The organism is Streptomyces sp. CA-146814 (assembly GCF_050942385.1).
Taxonomy (GTDB): Bacteria; Actinomycetota; Actinomycetes; order Streptomycetales; family Streptomycetaceae; genus Streptomyces.
The window spans coordinates 5,733,924-5,750,996 of sequence record NZ_CP192068.1 but is presented as its reverse complement, the minus strand read 5'-3'; the positions used below and the strand labels follow the sequence as shown (position 1 = coordinate 5,750,996).

The window sequence follows — 17,073 nt, the reverse complement described above, 5'->3', positions numbered from 1 at the left end:
GGTGATGCGCCCAGCCGCACGGAAGTACGACGGAAGAGCGGGCGCAGAGGCAGATGCAGGAGCGGATACGGCTGGCGATGCCATGCGCCCCGTACCCGTGCACGGGGCGATGTCGCGCACCTTCGGCGGCTTTCGGCGGCTTTCGCCGGGGGAATTCCCGCCCCGGATGAAAGCCCGTGGAGATCCCGGGTGTTGAGCCGTGCATCCACCGCTCGTACGGTGAATTCCGACGCTTTTCACACCGTCGGCCGACCGGGACCACCTCTCGGACGGACACCACTCTCGGCCGACGGCGGCCGGTGGACAACTCGGCGGAACGTAATCCGTCAGGTGGGCTCCGGCGAGGGCGTCGCCGCTGCCGTCGTCAGGGGCGCGGAGGGCGGACCTGACGGACTCCGGCTCAGGGGCTCGAATGTTCGGTTCGGCCGCGCCTAGCATCACGGCGCGCCCTGGGTGACGGGAAGGGGATTGCGCCGGCCTCGCCCCGCGCAGGAGTTTTCCCGTCCGTCCCGGAATCGAGCGTCCGACGTCAAGAGTTGGCGTAATCCAGTTATGCGATACGGAGATTCATCATGCGACTTGCGCGAGTGATGGCCGACATCATGGAGCAGTATGCCGAGCGCCCCGCTCTCGGGGAGCGCGTGAGAGAACTCGTCGAGGAACCCGGCACGGGCCGCACCCGTATCGGCCTGCTGCCGCGGTACGAGATGACCACCTACGGCGAACTCTGGCAGCGGGTCCGCTCGGTGGCGAGTGCCTGGCACCACGGCGGCGACGACGCGGTGCGGGCCGGGGACCGGGTGGCGATCCTCGGTTTCGCCAGCGTCGACTACACGACGGTCGATCTCGCCTGTGCGCATCTCGGCGCGATCAGCGTCCCGCTGCAGACCAGCTCCGCGGTGTCACAGGTGAACGCCATCGTCGAGGAGACCGAGCCCGTCACCGTCGCGACCAGCATCGAGCGCCTGGACACCGCGGTCGAACTGGCCCTGGCGAACCCGTCGGTGCGGCGCCTGGTGCTGTTCGACTTCGAACCGGCGGTGGACGACCAGTCCGACCGGCTCACCGCCGCCCGGGCCCGTCTGGCGGAGCACGGGCGCGAGCTGGGCATCGACGTGCTGGAGGACGTACGCGCACGAGGGGCCGCACTCCCCGAGGCGCCGCTGTTCGACATCGCGGGTGACGAGGACCCGCTCGCCATGCTCATCTACACCTCGGGCAGCACGGGAACCCCCAAGGGGGCCATGTACACCGAGCGGCTGGCCCGCGCCATGTGGGGCGGCGCCTGGTCGCAGCTGTTCTCGGACGAGCACGCGGCGAACCTCCACTACATGCCGATGAGCCACGTCGCCGGGCATTCCTCGCTGAAGAACACCCTGGCCCGCGGCGGCACCACGTACTTCACGGCGAACAGCGATCTGTCGTCCTTCCTGGAGGACATGGCGCTGGCGCGTCCCACGGAAATGTCCCTGGTCCCCCGCGTCTGCGAAATGCTCTTCCAGAAGTACCAGAGCGAACTCGACCGCCGGTCGGCCCGGGACGGCGACGGAGATCAGGAACGGATCGAAGCCGAGGTCAGGAAGGATATCCGCGAGAACGTCCTCGGCGGCCGTGTGGGATGGGCCAGTTGCGGATCGGCTCCGCTCTCCGCCGAACTGAAGGAATTCACCGAATCCCTGCTGGGGATCGATGTGCACATCATCTACGGTTCCACGGAGGCCGCCGCGGTTTCGGTGGACGGAAAGCTTTTGAAGCCCCCGGTCATCGACCACAAACTCGTCGACGTACCGGAACTCGGCTATTACCGGACCGATTCACCGCACCCCCGGGGCGAACTCCTGCTCAAGACCGAGGCGATGGTCCCCGGCTATTTCCGCAGGCCCGACCTCGACGCCGAGATCTTCGACGAGGAGGGGTACTACCGGACGGGCGACATCGTCGCGGAGACCGAGCCGGGCCGGCACGTCGTCGTCGACCGGCGCAAGAACGTACTCAAGCTGTCCCAGGGCGAGTTCGTCGCCACCTCCCGCCTGGAGGCGGTCTTCGCGGTCAGCCCGCTGGTCCGGCAGATATTCGTGTACGGGAACAGCGAGCGGTCCTATCTGCTCTCGGTGGTCGTCCCCACCGCGGACGCCCTTGAGCAGTGCGGAGACGACGAGTCGACGCTCAAGAAGCTCCTCGGGGAGTCGTTCCAGGAGATCGCGAAGGAGGCCGGGCTGAACTCCTACGAGATACCGCGTGACGTCCTGATCGAGACCGAGCCGTTCAGCCAGGGCAACGGCCTGCTCTCCGACCACCGCAAGCTCCTGCGCCCCCAGCTCCTGGAGAAGTACCGCCCGGCTCTGGAGGAGACGTACTCCGCCATCGCCTCCCGGGAGAAGGAGGAGCTGCGCGAGGTGCGCCGCGGCGGCAAGGACCGGCCGGCCGTCGAGACGGTGCAGCGGGCGGCCCGGGCGCTGATGTCCACCGCGACCTCCGCGATCGGCCCCGGCACACGCTTCCGGGAGATCGGCGGGGACTCCATGTCCGCGGTCACCTTCTCCGACCTCCTCCTGGACATCTTCGGCATCCGTGTCCCCGTGGACCTGATCATCAGCCGCGGCACCGACCTGGGGCGGATCGCCGCCCATGTCGAGGAGAAGCTCGCGGCGGGGCCCCGGCGGGTCAGCTTCGAGTCGGTCCACACGGCGGGCAGCTCCCGCGTCCACGCCAAGGACCTCACCCTCGGCAAGTTCATCGACGAGGAGACGCTCGACCAGGCCCTGTCCCTGCCCCGGACCTTCGGGGATCCGCACACCGTGCTGCTCACGGGGGCCAGCGGCTATCTCGGCCGGTTCCTCTGCCTGGAGTGGCTGCGGCGGCTCGCCCCGGTGGGCGGCAAGCTGATCTGCGTGGTGCGCGGGACGGACGACGCCGCGGCCCTGGCACGGCTCGTGGAAGCGTTCGGCGACGGGGACGGCGAGGCCGCCCGCACCTTCCAGGAGCTGGCCCGCGACCACCTGGAGGTCCTGGCGGGCGACATGGCGGAGCCCCGGCTGGGCCTGGGCGAGCAGGTGTGGGAGCGGCTGTCCGGCGAGGTGGACCGGATCGTGCACGCCGGTGCGCTGGTGAACCACGTGCTGCCCTACAACCACCTGTTCGACGCCAACGTGGTGGGCACCGCCGAGCTGATCCGCCTGGGGCTCACGGGCCGGCTGAAGCCGTTCACGTACATCTCCAGCGTGGCGGTCGCCGCGTCCCTGCCCGGCGGCCGGGCCCTCGACGAGGACCGCGACGTCCGTGTCGCCCTCCCCGACCAGCCGGTCGACGACGGCTACGCCAGTGGCTACGCGACCAGCAAGTGGGCCGGTGAGGTGCTGCTGCGGGAGGCGCACGACCTGCACGGCCTCCCGGTCACGACGTTCCGGTCGAACATGATCCTGGCGCACAGCGAGTACGCGGGACAGCTGAACATCACCGACATGTTCACGCGGCTGCTGCTCAGCCTCGTCGTCACGGGCATCGCCCCGCGCTCCTTCTACGCGACCGACGGCACGGGCCGCCCTCCGCGCGCCCACTACGACGGCCTTCCGGTCGACTTCACCGCCGAGGCCGTGGTGACGCTGGGAGGGGAGGCACGGGCGGGGTACCGGACGTACAGTCTGGTCAACCCCCATGACGACGGCATCTCGCTCGACACGTTCGTCGACTGGCTGAACGAGGCCGGCCACCGCATCGACCGCGTCGAGGACTACGACGACTGGCTCGCGCGGTTCGCGACGGCGCTGCGCGCGGCGCCCGAGACGCAGCGGACCCACTCCATCCTCCCGCTGCTCGACGCGCACCGGACTCCGGAGAGCGTCGTGAACGGATCGGCCATTCCCTCCGCCCGCTTCCAGGCCGCCGCCAAGGAGGCACGCCTGGCCCGGACAGGCGCCATTCCGCAGCTCTCCCCGGCCTTCATCAGGAAGTACGCGGACGACCTGGCGCATCTGATCGCTCCGTGACCGAGGAACCGGTGCGCGCACCCTCCCGGTCCGGCCACCGCACCGGCGCGGTGGCCGGACCGCCCGGCGCGAGCCCGGCTCCTTCCCGGCCGATGACTCCAATGAGGTGAGTTTCCCGGTTTCCACCCATCCGTGCGCCCCTGTGCTCCGAACCCGTCGCGAAGCCGCCCGCGGCCGTGGGCGGTACACCGCACTTCTCCAGGAGCATCATGCGTACGCGTAGAACCGTCGTCGCCGTCTCGGTCGCCGTGGCCGCCGCCCTGTCCGTTCCGGCGCTGGCGTCCGCCGACGGCCATGGCGGGCCCGCCATGGACCACCGCGGGCACAAGGCGCTCACCGCTGTCGGGCTGACCTCCGACCAGCGGCTGGTCGCGTTCGGGGTCGACCGGCCCGCCGGGACCTCGGCCATCGGGAAGGTGTCCGGGCTGCGCGGGGACACCAAGGTCGTCGGGATCGACTTCCGCGTCCAGAACGGGAAGCTGTACGGCGTCGGCGACAAGGGCGGCGTCTACACCCTCGGCACCTCCGACGCCCGGGCCCGGAAGGTCTCCCAGCTCACCGTCGCCCTCTCCGGCAAGCGGTTCGGCGTCGACTTCAACCCGGCCGCCAACCGGCTCCGCGTCATCAGCGACACCGGGCAGAACCTGCGGCACAACATCGACGACGGCGCCGCCCCTCTCGGCACCATCGCCGACGGCACTCTCACCAACCCCACCATGCCGCCCTCCACCGCCCTGGGCGTCACCGGGGCCGCCTACACCAACAACGACCTGAACGCCGCCACCGCGACCACCCTGTTCGACATCGACACCCTCGCCGACCGGGTCTCCCTCCAGTCGCCCGCCAACGCCGGCACCCTCGCCCCGACCGGGAACCTCGGTGTGGACGCGGGGCCGGACGCCGGATTCGACATCTACTTCTCCCCGAAGCACGGCACCAACCACGGCTTCGCCACCCTCAACACCGCCGGTGCCGCCCGGCTGTACGGGGTCGACGTGCTCACCGGCGCCGCCCGCGACCTCGGCGCCTTCCCCCGGGCCCACCAGGTCACCGACCTCGCCCTGCCTCTCGACCAGCACTGAGCCACAGCCCGCTGTGCGGTGGGCCGTCGGATCTCCCGGCGGCCCACCGGCTCTACCCGAAGGTGAAGGCGTACGCCTGCAGGCCCTCGTCGAGGCGGAGTTCGAGCCGGGCGGTGCGCGGGTCCTTGTCATCGGTCAGGCGGTACAGCGTCGGGGATCCGGAGACGTCGATCGTCCTGGTGGCCTTGCCGTCCACGACGACGGTGACCTTTCCGGTGCCGGCCAGGACGAGGTTGGCGTTCTTCGCGCGGTAGGTGATGGCGAGGCGGGCGTCGGGTCCGGCGGTGAAGTGCTCGTAACCGGCAGTCCAGGTGCCGTCCAGTGAGAGCTTGTCGAGGGCCAGGGGCTCTCGGGGGAAGCGGTAGACGGCGGGCTTGTCGTCGACCAGCGGGGTGCCGGTGTAGCCGCGGATGCGCAGGTTGCTGAGGTAGGTCTCGGGGGTCCGGCCGGTGGTCAGGTCGTCCATGGCGCGGCCGGTCGGCTCGGGGAGGGTGACGGTGGGGTCGGCCTGGCGGAGCAGCTCGCGGATCATCTTCTCGGTCTTGTCGTACTCGCCTTCGCCGAACTTGAAGTAGCGGACGGTGCCTTCGGCGTCGATGAGGTACTTGGCGGGCCAGAAGCGGTTGCGGTAGTTGTCCCAGGTGGCGAGGTCGTTGTCGAGCGCGACGGGCCAGGTCACGCCGAGCTTCTCGGCGCCGGAGACGACGTTGCCACGCTTCTTCTCGAAGGCGAACTCCGGGGAGTGGACGCCGATGATGCGCAGTCCGGCGTCCTCGTAGGCGCGCTCCCAGTCCTGCAGATGGGGCACCGCGCGCTGGCAGTTGATGCAGGAGTACGTCCAGAAGTCGATCAGGGTCACCTTGCCACGCAGGCTCTTGAGGTCGACGGGCCGGTTGCCGGGCGTGTTGAGCCAGCCGTCGATGCCTTCGAGCGGCGGGGCCTGCCCGCAGGAGCGGAGCTCGTCGGCGCCGTCCTCGCAGCGGGACAGCTCCTTGTTGGAGTCGTCGTAGAGGCCGGAGAGCTGCTGCCGGGCGGCGTCGCTGTCCTCGATCTTCTTCTGCACGCCGGAGGTGTAGTCCGGCAGGGCCCGCTGGATGGCGGCGGTGACGTCGAAGGCGAGGCCGAGGGCGAGGACGATCATCAGCGACCCGGCGATGACGCGGAGCACCCGGGCGCGCTTGCGGAACGCGGCGACCCGTTCGGCGACCCTGCGTCCGGCCAGCGCGAACGCCAGGAGGGGTACGGCGGTGCCGACGGCGAAGGAGAGGGTCAGCACCACGATGTCGGCGCTGATCTCGCCCCGCGCCCCGGCGACGGTGATCGCGGCGAGGACAGGACCGGCGCAGGGCACGTACAGCAGGCCGAGGCCCAGGCCCAGGGCGAAGGCGCCGCCCTCCTTGTTGACCTGGCGCTGCGGGATGCGGGCGAAGGGCTTCTCCAGGATCCGTTCGACGGGCGGGAGGATCAGGCCGAGCCCGATGAGCACGAGCAGGCCCAGGCCGATGTAGCGCAGGATGTCCTGCGGCAGGCCGAGGGCGGAGATGATCGTGACGCCGAGCAGCGTGAAGAAGGCGAAGCTGACGACCAGTCCGGCGACGACGGCGTACGGGCGGCGGTTTCGCGTGCGCGGCGGGCGTCCGGCCGCGTCCGGGGCGGGTGCGGCCGGGGCGGGTGCGGTGAGTACCGCGGTGCCGCCGTGCGGCGAGGGCGCGTCCGGCCCTTCGGTCGCGGCTCCGGGCTTCGTCCGGTCATCCTCCTTGCCGCCGGTTCCGCCCGCCAGGAACACCACGGGGAGGACCGGCAGGATGCAGGGCGACACCGCGGTGATCAGCCCTCCCAGCAACCCGATCAAGGCCAACGTGAGCATGCCGGTCACCTTCCGTCCGGAGTGCGGATGGCCCGCTCCTCCTCCACCTGCTATTCGTCGCGGCGGGAGGTTCGGATTGGCCGGAGGGAGGTGCGGATGGTGGGCGAGGTTCGCTTTCGTGAGCCGGTAAGCCCATTTGGCTGGCAGATGCGAGCCCTCACCCGGCCGGGCCTACGGGCTTTCCTGGGTGGTGCCCCGGGGGATGCCGAGCGTCGACAGCAGGTCCTCGTGGAGCTCCATCCAGACCGCGTGACACGACGGCACGCCGACGCCCGCCACCCACCGGTCCTCCCCCGCCCGGGCGCGGGCCAGCGCGGTGGCGAACCGCTCGTCGTAGCCGCCGAACCGGGTCAGCGGGTCGGCCAGACCGCGGACGAGAACAGCCAACTCTTCGCTGAGGGAGGTGAGTTCGCCGAGCACACGGGCGTCCCACGCCGGGTCGCCGTGGTCGTTGGTCGCCAGCCGGTCGTCCTCGGTGGGCCGCAACTGCCAGTCGGTGCAGGCCCGTACGAGCCGTCCGTTCAGGATCTCGAACGCCTGGTGCGCCTGCTCGACGGCGGGGCGCGCGCCGGTCTCCTCCAGTTCGCGCGCCAGTTGACGGGTGTCCTCGGCGCGGCCGCGCTCGGTGAGGGACCAGCCGCCGGTTCCGGCGAACGCGGTGTGCGTCACCCAGCCGTACGCTTCGAAGTCCGGTAGCAGTTCGCCGACCGTGTCCTGGTCGATGCCGGTACGCCGGGACACCGCCGCGTCATCGGCGAAACCGGTGACCCGTACGGCGTGCAGGACCAGCAGGTTCGGGGAAGAGGTGTGCGCCATGGCGAGGAGCATTCAGGATCCGGCACGTCCGCGTCAACGCGGCGTGTGCGGGAGGAAGGGGACACGTTGCTGATCGATCTGGCCGACGCGGAGTACGGGACGTCGGAAGGAAAGGCCGCGGTACTGGCCCGGCTGCTCGCGGCGGGTCTGCCGGTGCCGCCCGGGTTCGTGGTGCCGGTCGCCGCGTACGAGGAGGCGGCCGGCGGCCTGGACTTCTCGGACCCCGCAGCCGTACGGGATCTGCCCGGGCCCTCCGCCGCGCTGACCGGTGAGATCGCCGGGGCGCTGGTGCGCGCCGCCGGGGGCGGGCCCGTCGCCGTACGTTCGTCGGGGACCGGCGAGGACACCGCCACCGCCAGCGCCGCCGGGCAGCACGACACGTTCCTGGGCGTCAGCGGCGCGCGCGAGGTGGCCGACGCGGTGCGCGGGTGCTGGGCCTCGCTGTGGTCCGAGCGGGCGGTGGCGTACCGGCGCAGGCAGCCGGACGCGGTGCCGCCCGGCATCGCGGTCCTGGTGCAGCGGCTGGTGGCGGCGGATGCGGCGGGGGTGATGTTCGCCGGTGCCGGTGGTGGTGCCGAGGTCCGGCTGGAGGGGTCCTGGGGGCTGGGCGAGAGCGTCGTCGGGGGCCGGGTCACGCCGGACTCCTGGACGGTCTCCGGTCCGACGGTCACCCGGCGGGCGCTCGGCACGAAGTGCACGCGGGTCGACCGGGGCGGTACCGGGGTGGTCACCCGCGAGGTGGAACCGGCCGACCGGGAGCGGTTCTGCCTGACCGACGAGGAGGTGTTCCGGCTCGCGGAGCTGGGGCGCCGGACGGCCGGGCTGCTGGGCGGGGAGCAGGACATCGAGTGGGCGATCGCCGGCTCCCGGATCTGGCTCCTCCAGGCCCGGCCGGTGACCGGTGCTCTTCCCGGCGGGGTGGTGGGGGCTGCTGACAGCACCGGGGAGCGTGGCTTCCGTACGGGTACACCCGGGAGTGCCGGGGTCGCCACCGGTCCGGCCCGTGTGGTGCGCGGCCCCGGTGATTTCGGCCGGGTGCGGGCCGGGGACGTCCTGGTGTGCCGGACCACGGACCCGGCGTGGACCCCGCTGTTCGGGATCGTCGCCGCGGTCGTCACCGAGACCGGCGGCCTGCTCTCCCATGCCGCGATCGTGGCCCGGGAGCTGGGGCTGCCGGCCGTCCTGGCGGTGGCGGACGCGACGGAGACCCTGACCGACGGAGCGATGGTCGAGGTGGACGGGGGTACGGGCCGGGTGGAGGTGGTCGGGCGGGGGTGACGGGACCGGCTCACAGGCCCTGGGCCAAGCGGTGCAGCCGCAGCGCCAGTTGGATCTCCAGCGTGCGCGGCGGCTCGTTCCAGTCCGGGCCGAGCAGGCGGCCGATGCGTTCCAGCCGCTGGACCACCGTGTTCACGTGGACGTGGAGCAGGGTCTTGGTGCGGGTGAGGCTCGCGCCTTGCCCGAAGTACGCGTCCAAGGTGGCGACCAGGTCGGTGGAGCGCACCTCGTCGTAGTCGAGCACGGGGCCGAGCGTCCGGCGTACGTACCCGGTCAAGTCGGCCTGGTCACCGAGGAGTACGCCGATGAACCCCAGATCCGCCGTCGCCCCGCCGCTCCCGGTGTGGCCGAGGGCGCGCAGCGCGGAGAGGCAGCGGGCCGCCTCGTCGTGGGCGCCGGGGAGTTCGGCCGGGCCGGTGGCGGGGCCGGCCGCGCCGACGGTGACCGGGCAGCCGGCCGCCTGGGTCAGTTCGGCGGCGAGCGTCTGGGCGTCGGGGCCCGGAGTGTCGGAGGGGGCCACCAGGACGACGTGGTCGTGGTGGAGGCCGGCGAGGCCGTTGCGGGTCTGGGCGCTGCGCGCGGCGGCGGCCAGCAGGCGGTGGCGCGGCGCCACCTCGCTGTGGGCCACGAACACGCTGTGCAGGCGGCCCAGGTCGACGCCGAGGCGGCGCGCCCGAGCGGTCAGCGTGCCCGGGTCGCCGGTGCGCGAGAGCAGGTCGCCGAGCAGCTCACCGCGTACCCGGTCCTCCGTCTCGGCGACCGAGCGGCGCAGCAGCATCAGGAGTGCGGTCACCACGCTGGCCCGCTCGAACAGCAGCCGGTCCGCGTCCGCCAGGCCCGCCCGGCCGGTCAGGGCGATGGAGCCGAGGAGTTCGGGTCCGGCGAGGACCGCGCAGACCCAGGTGCCGTTGAGCGGGACGGCCCGGCCCCGCGCCCGGGAGGTGGCGACCGCCGGGGTGGGCGGGGGCTGCGGTTCGGTGCGGGCGCGGGCGAGTTCGGCGCCGTCCGCGTCGTGGATGAGGATGCCGCCGTCCAGGATGTCGGCGAGGGCGGCGGCCACGTCGTCGGCGCCGCCGCCGCGCAGCACCAGGTCGGTGAGCTGGTCGTGGGCCTCCTCGGCCCGGCGCATCGCCTCGCTGTGGGTGCGGATGGTCTCCGAGGCGGCGTTGAGGTCGACGAGCGCGGCCCGGGTCTCCTCCAGCAGCCGGGCCCCGTCGATGGCGATGGCGGCGTGGTCGGCCAGCGAGGAGAGCAGCGCCACCTCACCGGCCGTGAACTCGCGGGGTGCGCGGTCGGCCGCGTACAGGACGCCGATGATGCGGCTGCCGAGCCGCAGCGGTACGCCGAGGATCGCGCGCAGCCCCTCGTCCGCGACGGCGCTGTCGATGGTGCCGGTGTGGTGGAAGCGGGTGTCGGCGCCGTAGTCGCCGGTCGCGTAAGGCCGGGCCGTCTGGGCCACGAGGCCGCCGAGCCCCTCCCCCATGCCGAGCCGCACCTTCTGGAACGCCTCGGCGACCGAGCCGTCGGTGACCCGCATATAGGTGTCGCCCGCCGCGTCGTCGTTGAGGGAGAGGTAGGTGACGTCGGTGCCGAGCAGGAGTTTGGCCCGGTGGACGATGGCCCGCAGGACGGCGTCCAGATCGCGCAGGGCCGCGAGGTCGCTGGCCGTGTCGAAGAGGGCGGTGAGCTGAGCCTCGCGGACCCGGTGCTGGCTGAGGGTGCGCCGGATGCGCAGCGCCACGGTGGTGGCCTCGGTGATCTCGGCCAGTTCGGAGGCGGGCGCGCCCGCCTCCCGGGCGGTGGCGGCGGGCCGGTCGAACTCCTCGGCCGCCGCGCCCTGCGCCAGCAGGTCGAGCAGCCGGCGCAGGGCGGCCGCGGAGTGCTGGGGTCCGGGGGCTGTCACGCCGGTGAGCATACGGTGATCACCTCCGGGAGGGACGGCCTCTCCCGCGCGCTCCGGGCAGCCGGGCGCGCGGGAGGAGGATGAGGTCAGCGGCCGAGCGGGACCGAGTCCTTGACGGTGGCGGCCGGCGCCGCCGGAACCGAGTCCTCCAGGCCGTCCTTAGCCAGGTCGCGGCCCCGGGTCTCCTTCGCGATCCACACCGTCACCGCCGTGACCAGCGCGGCGAAGCAGAGGTAGACCGAGATCGGGACGGACGAGCGGTAGTCCTTGAGCAGCTCGACCGCGATGAGCGGGGCGAGCGCGCCGCCGATGATCGAGGCGAGCTGGGAGCCCATGGAGGCGCCGGAGTAGCGGACCTTCGTGTCGAACATCTCGGAGATGAAGGCCGCCTGCGGCCCGTACATCGCGCCGTGCAGCAGCAGGCCGACGGTGACCGAGAGGACGATCACCGGGAAGGACTTGGTGTCCAGCAGCGCGAAGAAGCCGAAGGCCCAGACCGCCATGCCGAGAGCGCCGATCAGCGTGACGGGCCGGCGGCCGAGCCGGTCGGAGAGCGCGCCCCACAGCGGGATGGTGACGAAGTGGACCGCCGAGCCGATCAGTACGGCGTTCAGCGCGTCGCTCTTGGACAGCTCCAGGTGCACGGTCACGTAGACGAGGAGGAACGCGGTGAGGATGTAGTACGAGATGTTCTCGCCGAACCGGGTGCCGATGGCGAGGAGCACCTCACGCCAGCTCCTGCGGAACACCTCGACGACCGGCGGCTGCTCCTTGACGCCCGCCGCCGCCTGCTCCTGCGCCTTCTTCTGCGCCTCCAGGAAGACCGGGGACTCCTCGACGGAGATCCGGATCCAGAGGCCGAGCATCACGAGGACACCGGAGAGCAGGAACGGGATGCGCCAGCCCCAGGCGAGGAAGGCCTCGTCGGACTGGACGGCGGCGAGCAGCGCGAGGACACCGGTGGCGAGCAGGTTGCCGCCGGGCGCTCCGGCCTGCGGCCAGGAGGCCCAGAAGCCGCGCCGCTGGTCGCCGCCGTGTTCGGAGACGAGGAGGACGGCCCCGCCCCACTCGCCGCCGAGCGCGAAGCCCTGGACCAGGCGCAGCACGGTGAGCAGGATCGGCGCCCAGACGCCGATGCTGGCGTGGGTGGGCAGCAGGCCCATGAGGAAGGTGGCGCCGCCCATCATGAGCAGGCTGATCACCAGGAGCTTCTTGCGGCCGATCTTGTCGCCGTAGTGGCCGAAGACGACACCGCCGAGCGGCCGGGCGGCGAAGCCGACCGCGTACGTCAGGAAGGCCAGGAGCGTGCCGACGAGCGGGTCGCTGCTGGGGAAGAACAGCGTGTTGAAGACGAGCGCGGCGGCCGAGCCGTAGAGGAAGAAGTCGTACCACTCGATGGTGGTGCCGACGAGGCTGGCCGCGACGATCCGGCCGATGCGGCTGGTGGCGGGCGGAGCGGAGGGCTGGGCGGAGGCTGGGGAGCCCATGGTGAGTCACCGCGTTTCGTTGACAGGTGGGGCAGGGACGGGGGTGCGGGTGGGGCGGGGTGGAGCAGGTGGTGCACCCGGCCTCGATGGGTGCCGGGTGTGGGGTTCAGCGGGCGCCCCAGCCTCCGTCGACGGGGAGGGAGGCGCCGGTGATGTACGAGGTGTGCGGGCCGCAGAGCCAGACGCAGACGGCGGCCACCTCCTCGGGCTCGATCAGCCGCTTGATCGCGGACCGGTCCAGCAGGACGTCGGCGACGACCTCGTCCGACGGGATGCCGTGCGCGGCGGCCTGGGCGGCGATCTGGCCCTCGACCAGCGGAGTCCGTACGTAACCGGGGTCGACGCAGTTGCTGGTGACCCCGTGCGGTGCGCCTTCCAGCGCGGCCACCTTGCTCAGCCCCTCCAGGCCGTGCTTGGCGGCGACGTACGCGGACTTGAAGGGGCTGGCCCGCAGGCCGTGCATGCTGGAGACGTTGACCAGCCGGCCCCACCCGCCCGCGTACATGTGCGGCAGGCAGTGGCGCATCAGGAGGAACGGCGCGGTCAGCATCACCTTCTGGATCAGCTCGAACCGGTCCGGCGGGAAGTCCTCGATCGGCGCCACGTGCTGGAGCCCGGCGTTGTTGACCAGGATGTCCACGGCCCTCGGCAGCGCGCCGACCGCCTCCGCGTCGGCGAGGTCCACGACATGGGCCACTCCGCCGGTCGCGGCGGCGACGGCCTTGGCGGCGTCGGCGTCGCGGTCGGCCACGTGCACGAGGGCCCCGGCCGCGGCGAGCGCCTCGGCGGTGGCCCGTCCGATGCCGCTGGCGCCACCGGTGACCAGGGCGGTGCGCCCGCTGAGGTCCACGGCTCCGGCCGCCTGGGCCGAGGGACCGGGCGCTGCGTGAAATTGGCTCGTCATGGCCGGAAACGCTAGAGACACCCGGCCGGACATCCCATGGCACGGACCCCCACAGTGGAGGCGGCCGGTGTGGCGGCCGCCACCACTGTCTAGCCGTTCAGCGGGCAGTACGTGAGCAGCTTCTCGGGGCTCGCGTCGGACGGCAGCTTCAGCGTGCGGCTGGACGGCGGCCGTACGCCGTGGTCCAGCCAGCGTTCCAGCGCGGTCGCCGCCGACCGGTGGCACGGCACCAGGGGCCGCACCTGGCCGGGGAAGGCGTCGGCGAGCGAGTCCACGTGCGTGCCGGCCTCGACGCGGTAGTACCGGTGGAGGTGGCCGCGCCCCTCGCGCTTCACCAGCTGCGCGTAGACGTCCGAGCTGCGGGAGATCGGCAGAAGCACGTCGTAGGTGCCGTGGAAGGTGATCAGCGGTTTGCCGATCCGGCCGGTCAGCGCGATCTTCGCGACGGCTTTCCGGACCTCCTTCGGCCGGTCAACGTAGACGTAGTCGGCGTCGCAGGCCGGGGTCCCGGGCGCGCAGAACGGTGTCCCGGCCTCCGTCGCCCCGTCGAACCCCGGGTCCAGCTCCTCGCGGTAGATGCGCTGGGTGAGGTCCCAGTAGTACTGGTGGTGGAAGGGCCAGAGGAACTCCGAACCGGCCGGGAAGCCCGCGTCCGTCAGCGCCCGGTGCGCCTGCTCTGCGCCCGCGCCTCCGGCCGCGTACGCCGGATAGTGCCGGAGCGCGGGCGGCAGGAAGGTGAGGAGGTTCGGTCCCTCGGTGCGCCAGAGCGTGCCTTCCCAGTCCACCCCGCCGTCGTACAGCTCGGGGTGGTTCTCCAGCTGCCAGCGCACCAGGTAGCCGCCGTTGGACATGCCCATCGCCAGGGTGCGCGCGGGCGGGCGGTCGTAGCGGCGGGCGACGACCTGGCGGGCCGCGCGGGTGAGCTGGGTGACGCGGTGGTTGCCTTCGGCCAGCGCGTCGCCGGGGGTCCTGCCGTCGCGGTGGAAGGCGGCGGAGGTCGCGCCCTTGTCGGTGGCGGCGAACGCGTAGCCGTTGGCCACCGCCCAGTCGCCGAAGGCCCGGTCGTTGGCGTACTGCTCGCGCACGCCGGGCGCGCCGGAGACGACCAGGCCGCCGTTCCAGCGGTCGGGGAGGCGGATGACGAACTGGGAGTCGTGGTTCCAGCCGTGGTTGGTGTTGGTGGTGGAGGAGTCCGGGAAGTATCCGTCGATCTGGATGCCGGGGACGCCGGTGGGGGTGGCCAGCCCTGCCGGGGTGAGGCCCGCCCAGTCGGCGGGGTCGGTGTGGCCGGAGGCGACGGTGCCGGCGGTGGTCAACTCGGTGAGGCAGGAGAGCTGTTGGTGTTCCGCACCCGGGACCTTGAGCGTGTCGGTACGGGAGCAGAGGGCAGGTCGGGCGGTGTCCGGCGGCAAGGGTGCGGCGGTGGCCGGGGCGGCGGTCCAGGCGGTCAGGGCGGCTGCGGCGAGGGCGGCGGGGCGGAGCCACCGACGGCGGTTGGATGGTGGGTCAACTGGCATGTTTTGGGCCTCCGTCGGGGTGGCGGATCAGGGGCAGGAGCCGGTGGCGATGGTGTAGTGGCCCGGCGGGGACTCCTTGAGCGTGCGGGTCACGAACGTGTTGTAGAGGCCGAGGTTCTGGCCGGAGCCCTTCGCGTAGGCGTAGCCGCCGGTGGTGGTGGCGCGGCCCGCGCGGACGTGCTCGTAATTGCTGGCGGTCCAGCAGGCGGCGGGCTCGGTAGGCGGGTCCGTGGGCGGGTCGACCGGCGGCTCGGTGGGCGGCTCGGTCGTCGTGCCGTCCAGGCCGAAGAACGTGGTGATCCAGTAGCTGGAGCAGATCGACGCGATGAAGTGCTGGGTGCCGGTGGCGCCGCACTGCTGCGGGCCGGTGCCCGGCGCGACCGGGGTGCCGTGGCCGATGCCGGGCACCTTGTTGACCTCGACGGCGGTCCGGCCGCCTGCCGTGACGTACTCGCTCCTGCGCGTGTTGTTCGGGCCGAGCGTGGAGGTACGGGACGGGGTCTGGCCGAGGCCGTGGACCGCCGTCCATTGGTCGCGCAGCTCGTCGGCGTTCCTCGGGGCGACGGTCGCGTCGTTGTCGCCGTGCCAGATCGCGACCCTGGGCCACGGTCCGGCGTAGCCGGGGTGCGCGTCGCGTACGGCCTGTGACCAGGCGGCCGGGGTGCGGTCGGCCCCGGGGCTCATGCAGCTGAACGCGGAGACGACGTCGACCCCGCAGCCGTACGGGATTCCGGCGACCACCGCACCGGCGGCGAACACCTCCGGGTAGGCGGCGAGCAGCACCGCCGTCATCGCCCCACCCGCCGAGAGACCGGTGACGTGGGCCTTGGCCGGGTCGGTGCCGTACGCGGTGGTGGCGTGGGCGACCATCTGCCGGATCGAGGCGGCCTCGCCCTGGCCCCGCCTGGTGTCGCCCGGCTGGAACCAGTTGAAGCACTTGTTGGCGTTGTTGGCCGTCGTGGTCTCCGCGTAGACGACCAGGAAGCCGTGCCGGTCGGCGAAGGTGTTGAGCCCGGAGTTGTCGGCGTAGAGCTGGGCGCTCTGGGTGCAGCCGTGCAGGGCGACGACGACGGGGGCCTTGACGGGGAGAGCGGCGGGGCGGTGGACGTACATGGTGAGGGCGCCGGGGTTGGCGCCGAAGTTCGCGACGCGTTCGAGCGCGGCGGCGGCGCTCGGGGCGGCCGCCGCCTGTGCCTCGGCGGCCGGCGCGACGGCGGCGCGGGCCTCCGTGGCGGGGCTGAGCAGCGCGGCTCCGGTGGCGAGCGTGACGGCAGCGGCGAGCGCGGCGAAGAGGCGACTCCGGCGGCCTTGCGGCCTGCGTGGTGGTGCCGGATGCGATGGCGTGACGTACGGCAACGTGACCTCCCGTGGGGCGGTGGCACGGAATCGCCCGTGATCCCGTGGCCCCGGCGGCCCGCTCCCGCAGAGCCTCCGAGGTCCGTCACCGTAGGAAGCGCGCGGCGGGCCGGGTAATGGCGGTGCGCGCCACAACCCGGCCCGGAACGAGGCGCCGCCACCCGTTGCGGGAGCGCGCGTCCCGCTGCTACACGCGTACGCCCTGCTGCTGCACGCGTACGTCCCGCTGCTGCACGCGTACGTCCGGCCGTACGGTCACCTCCGCGCCCGTGGCCGCCCGGACCTCGTCCACCGTGACCCCGGCCGCCACCTCCCGCAGCACGAATCCCTCGGCGGTGATGTCCAACACCGCGAGATCCGTGATGACTTGGTGCACCACGCCCCGGCCGGTCAGCGGCAGCGCGCACTCCGCCAGCAGCTTCGGCGAACCGTCGCGCGCGGTGTGTTCCGTCACCACGATCACGTGCCGGGCGCCGTGGACGAGATCCATGGCCCCGCCCATCCCCTTGACCATCTTGCCCGGGATCATCCAGTTCGCCAGGTCCCCGGTGGCCGAGACCTGCATGGCTCCGAGCACCGCCACGTCGATGTGGCCGCCCCGGATCATCCCGAAGGAGAGCGCGGAGTCGACACACGAGGCGCCGGGCCGCAACGTCACGGTCTCCTTGCCCGCGTTGATCAGATCGGGCTCGACCTCGGACTCCCCTGGGTACGGGCCGACGCCGAGCAGGCCGTTCTCCGACTGGATCACCACCTCCACGTCCTCGGGCAGGTAGTTCGGGATCAGCGTCGGCAGGCCGATGCCCAGGTTGACGTAACTGCCGTCGGTCAGCTCCCGTGCGGCGCGGGCCGCCAGCTGTTCACGGGTCAGTGCCAT

At 72.3% G+C, this 17,073-nt stretch carries 11 protein-coding genes; 3 read left to right on the top strand and 8 right to left on the bottom strand.

Annotated elements, in window-relative coordinates; genetic code table 11:
* The first annotated feature begins 557 nt into the window (after positions 1–557).
* Together car and ACQP09_RS25785 are read left to right on the top strand one after the other, a co-directional pair.
* Positions 558–3,986 carry a carboxylic acid reductase gene (car, locus tag ACQP09_RS25790; RefSeq protein ID WP_433406765.1) on the top strand — a complete coding sequence of 1,143 codons (3,429 nt, stop codon included), beginning with the start codon at positions 558–560 and terminating at the stop codon, positions 3,984–3,986.
* Between the two features lie 209 nt (positions 3,987–4,195).
* On the top strand, positions 4,196–5,068 hold the full coding sequence (locus ACQP09_RS25785; RefSeq protein ID WP_433403617.1) for a DUF4394 domain-containing protein: 873 nt from the start codon (positions 4,196–4,198) through the stop codon (positions 5,066–5,068).
* A gap of 52 nt (positions 5,069–5,120) precedes the next feature.
* Here the strand turns inward: ACQP09_RS25785 and ACQP09_RS25780 are convergent, their stop codons facing one another.
* Positions 5,121–6,935 carry a cytochrome c biogenesis protein DipZ gene (locus ACQP09_RS25780; protein WP_433403614.1) on the bottom strand — a complete coding sequence of 605 codons (1,815 nt, stop codon included), beginning with the start codon at positions 6,933–6,935 and terminating at the stop codon, positions 5,121–5,123.
* A gap of 171 nt (positions 6,936–7,106) precedes the next feature.
* Complete coding sequence (locus ACQP09_RS25775; RefSeq protein ID WP_433403611.1) at positions 7,107–7,751, bottom strand: transcriptional regulator; 645 nt, start codon at positions 7,749–7,751, stop codon at positions 7,107–7,109.
* 66 nt (positions 7,752–7,817) lie between these two features.
* Between ACQP09_RS25775 and ACQP09_RS25770 the strand changes: the two genes are divergently transcribed.
* Positions 7,818–9,029 carry a PEP/pyruvate-binding domain-containing protein gene (locus ACQP09_RS25770; RefSeq protein WP_433403608.1) on the top strand — a complete coding sequence of 404 codons (1,212 nt, stop codon included), beginning with the start codon at positions 7,818–7,820 and terminating at the stop codon, positions 9,027–9,029.
* A gap of 10 nt (positions 9,030–9,039) precedes the next feature.
* On the opposite strand, the gene ACQP09_RS25765 is transcribed toward ACQP09_RS25770, so the two are convergent.
* The 6 genes from ACQP09_RS25765 to ACQP09_RS25740 all read right to left on the bottom strand — a co-directional run bounded on the left by ACQP09_RS25765 (position 9,040) and on the right by ACQP09_RS25740 (position 17,073).
* The gene (locus ACQP09_RS25765) at positions 9,040–10,944 is read right to left on the bottom strand and encodes a helix-turn-helix domain-containing protein (RefSeq protein ID WP_433403605.1); all 1,905 of its coding nucleotides are present in this window, start codon (positions 10,942–10,944) and stop codon (positions 9,040–9,042) included.
* A gap of 74 nt (positions 10,945–11,018) precedes the next feature.
* Positions 11,019–12,419, bottom strand: coding sequence for an MFS transporter (locus ACQP09_RS25760; protein WP_433403602.1), 1,401 nt, complete (start codon positions 12,417–12,419; stop codon positions 11,019–11,021).
* Positions 12,420–12,525: 106 nt separating this feature from the next.
* Entirely contained in the window at positions 12,526–13,323 is a 798-nt protein-coding gene (locus ACQP09_RS25755) for a 3-hydroxybutyrate dehydrogenase (RefSeq protein WP_433403599.1), read from the bottom strand.
* A gap of 89 nt (positions 13,324–13,412) precedes the next feature.
* Positions 13,413–14,840, bottom strand: coding sequence for a 3-hydroxybutyrate oligomer hydrolase family protein (locus tag ACQP09_RS25750; RefSeq protein WP_433403597.1), 1,428 nt, complete (start codon positions 14,838–14,840; stop codon positions 13,413–13,415).
* A 27-nt stretch (positions 14,841–14,867) separates the two neighbouring features.
* Complete coding sequence (locus ACQP09_RS25745; RefSeq protein ID WP_433403594.1) at positions 14,868–16,196, bottom strand: extracellular catalytic domain type 1 short-chain-length polyhydroxyalkanoate depolymerase; 1,329 nt, start codon at positions 16,194–16,196, stop codon at positions 14,868–14,870.
* A 187-nt stretch (positions 16,197–16,383) separates the two neighbouring features.
* Positions 16,384–17,073 (bottom strand): CoA transferase subunit B, encoded by a 690-nt coding sequence (locus ACQP09_RS25740; RefSeq protein WP_433403592.1) that lies wholly within the window; start codon positions 17,071–17,073, stop codon positions 16,384–16,386.

What these genes read in the sequence shown, in the direction of transcription:
- ACQP09_RS25785 (WP_433403617.1), top strand. Translation starts at nt 4,196, where the DNA reads ATGCGTACGCGTAGAACCGTCGTCGCCGTCTCGGTCGCCGTGGCCGCC.
- ACQP09_RS25780 (WP_433403614.1), bottom strand. Translation starts at nt 6,935, where the DNA reads ATGCTCACGTTGGCCTTGATCGGGTTGCTGGGAGGGCTGATCACCGCG.
- ACQP09_RS25775 (WP_433403611.1), bottom strand. Translation starts at nt 7,751, where the DNA reads ATGGCGCACACCTCTTCCCCGAACCTGCTGGTCCTGCACGCCGTACGG.
- ACQP09_RS25765 (WP_433403605.1), bottom strand. Translation starts at nt 10,944, where the DNA reads ATGCTCACCGGCGTGACAGCCCCCGGACCCCAGCACTCCGCGGCCGCC.
- ACQP09_RS25760 (WP_433403602.1), bottom strand. Translation starts at nt 12,419, where the DNA reads ATGGGCTCCCCAGCCTCCGCCCAGCCCTCCGCTCCGCCCGCCACCAGC.
- ACQP09_RS25755 (WP_433403599.1), bottom strand. Translation starts at nt 13,323, where the DNA reads ATGACGAGCCAATTTCACGCAGCGCCCGGTCCCTCGGCCCAGGCGGCC.
- ACQP09_RS25750 (WP_433403597.1), bottom strand. Translation starts at nt 14,840, where the DNA reads ATGCCAGTTGACCCACCATCCAACCGCCGTCGGTGGCTCCGCCCCGCC.
- ACQP09_RS25740 (WP_433403592.1), bottom strand. Translation starts at nt 17,073, where the DNA reads ATGGCACTGACCCGTGAACAGCTGGCGGCCCGCGCCGCACGGGAGCTG.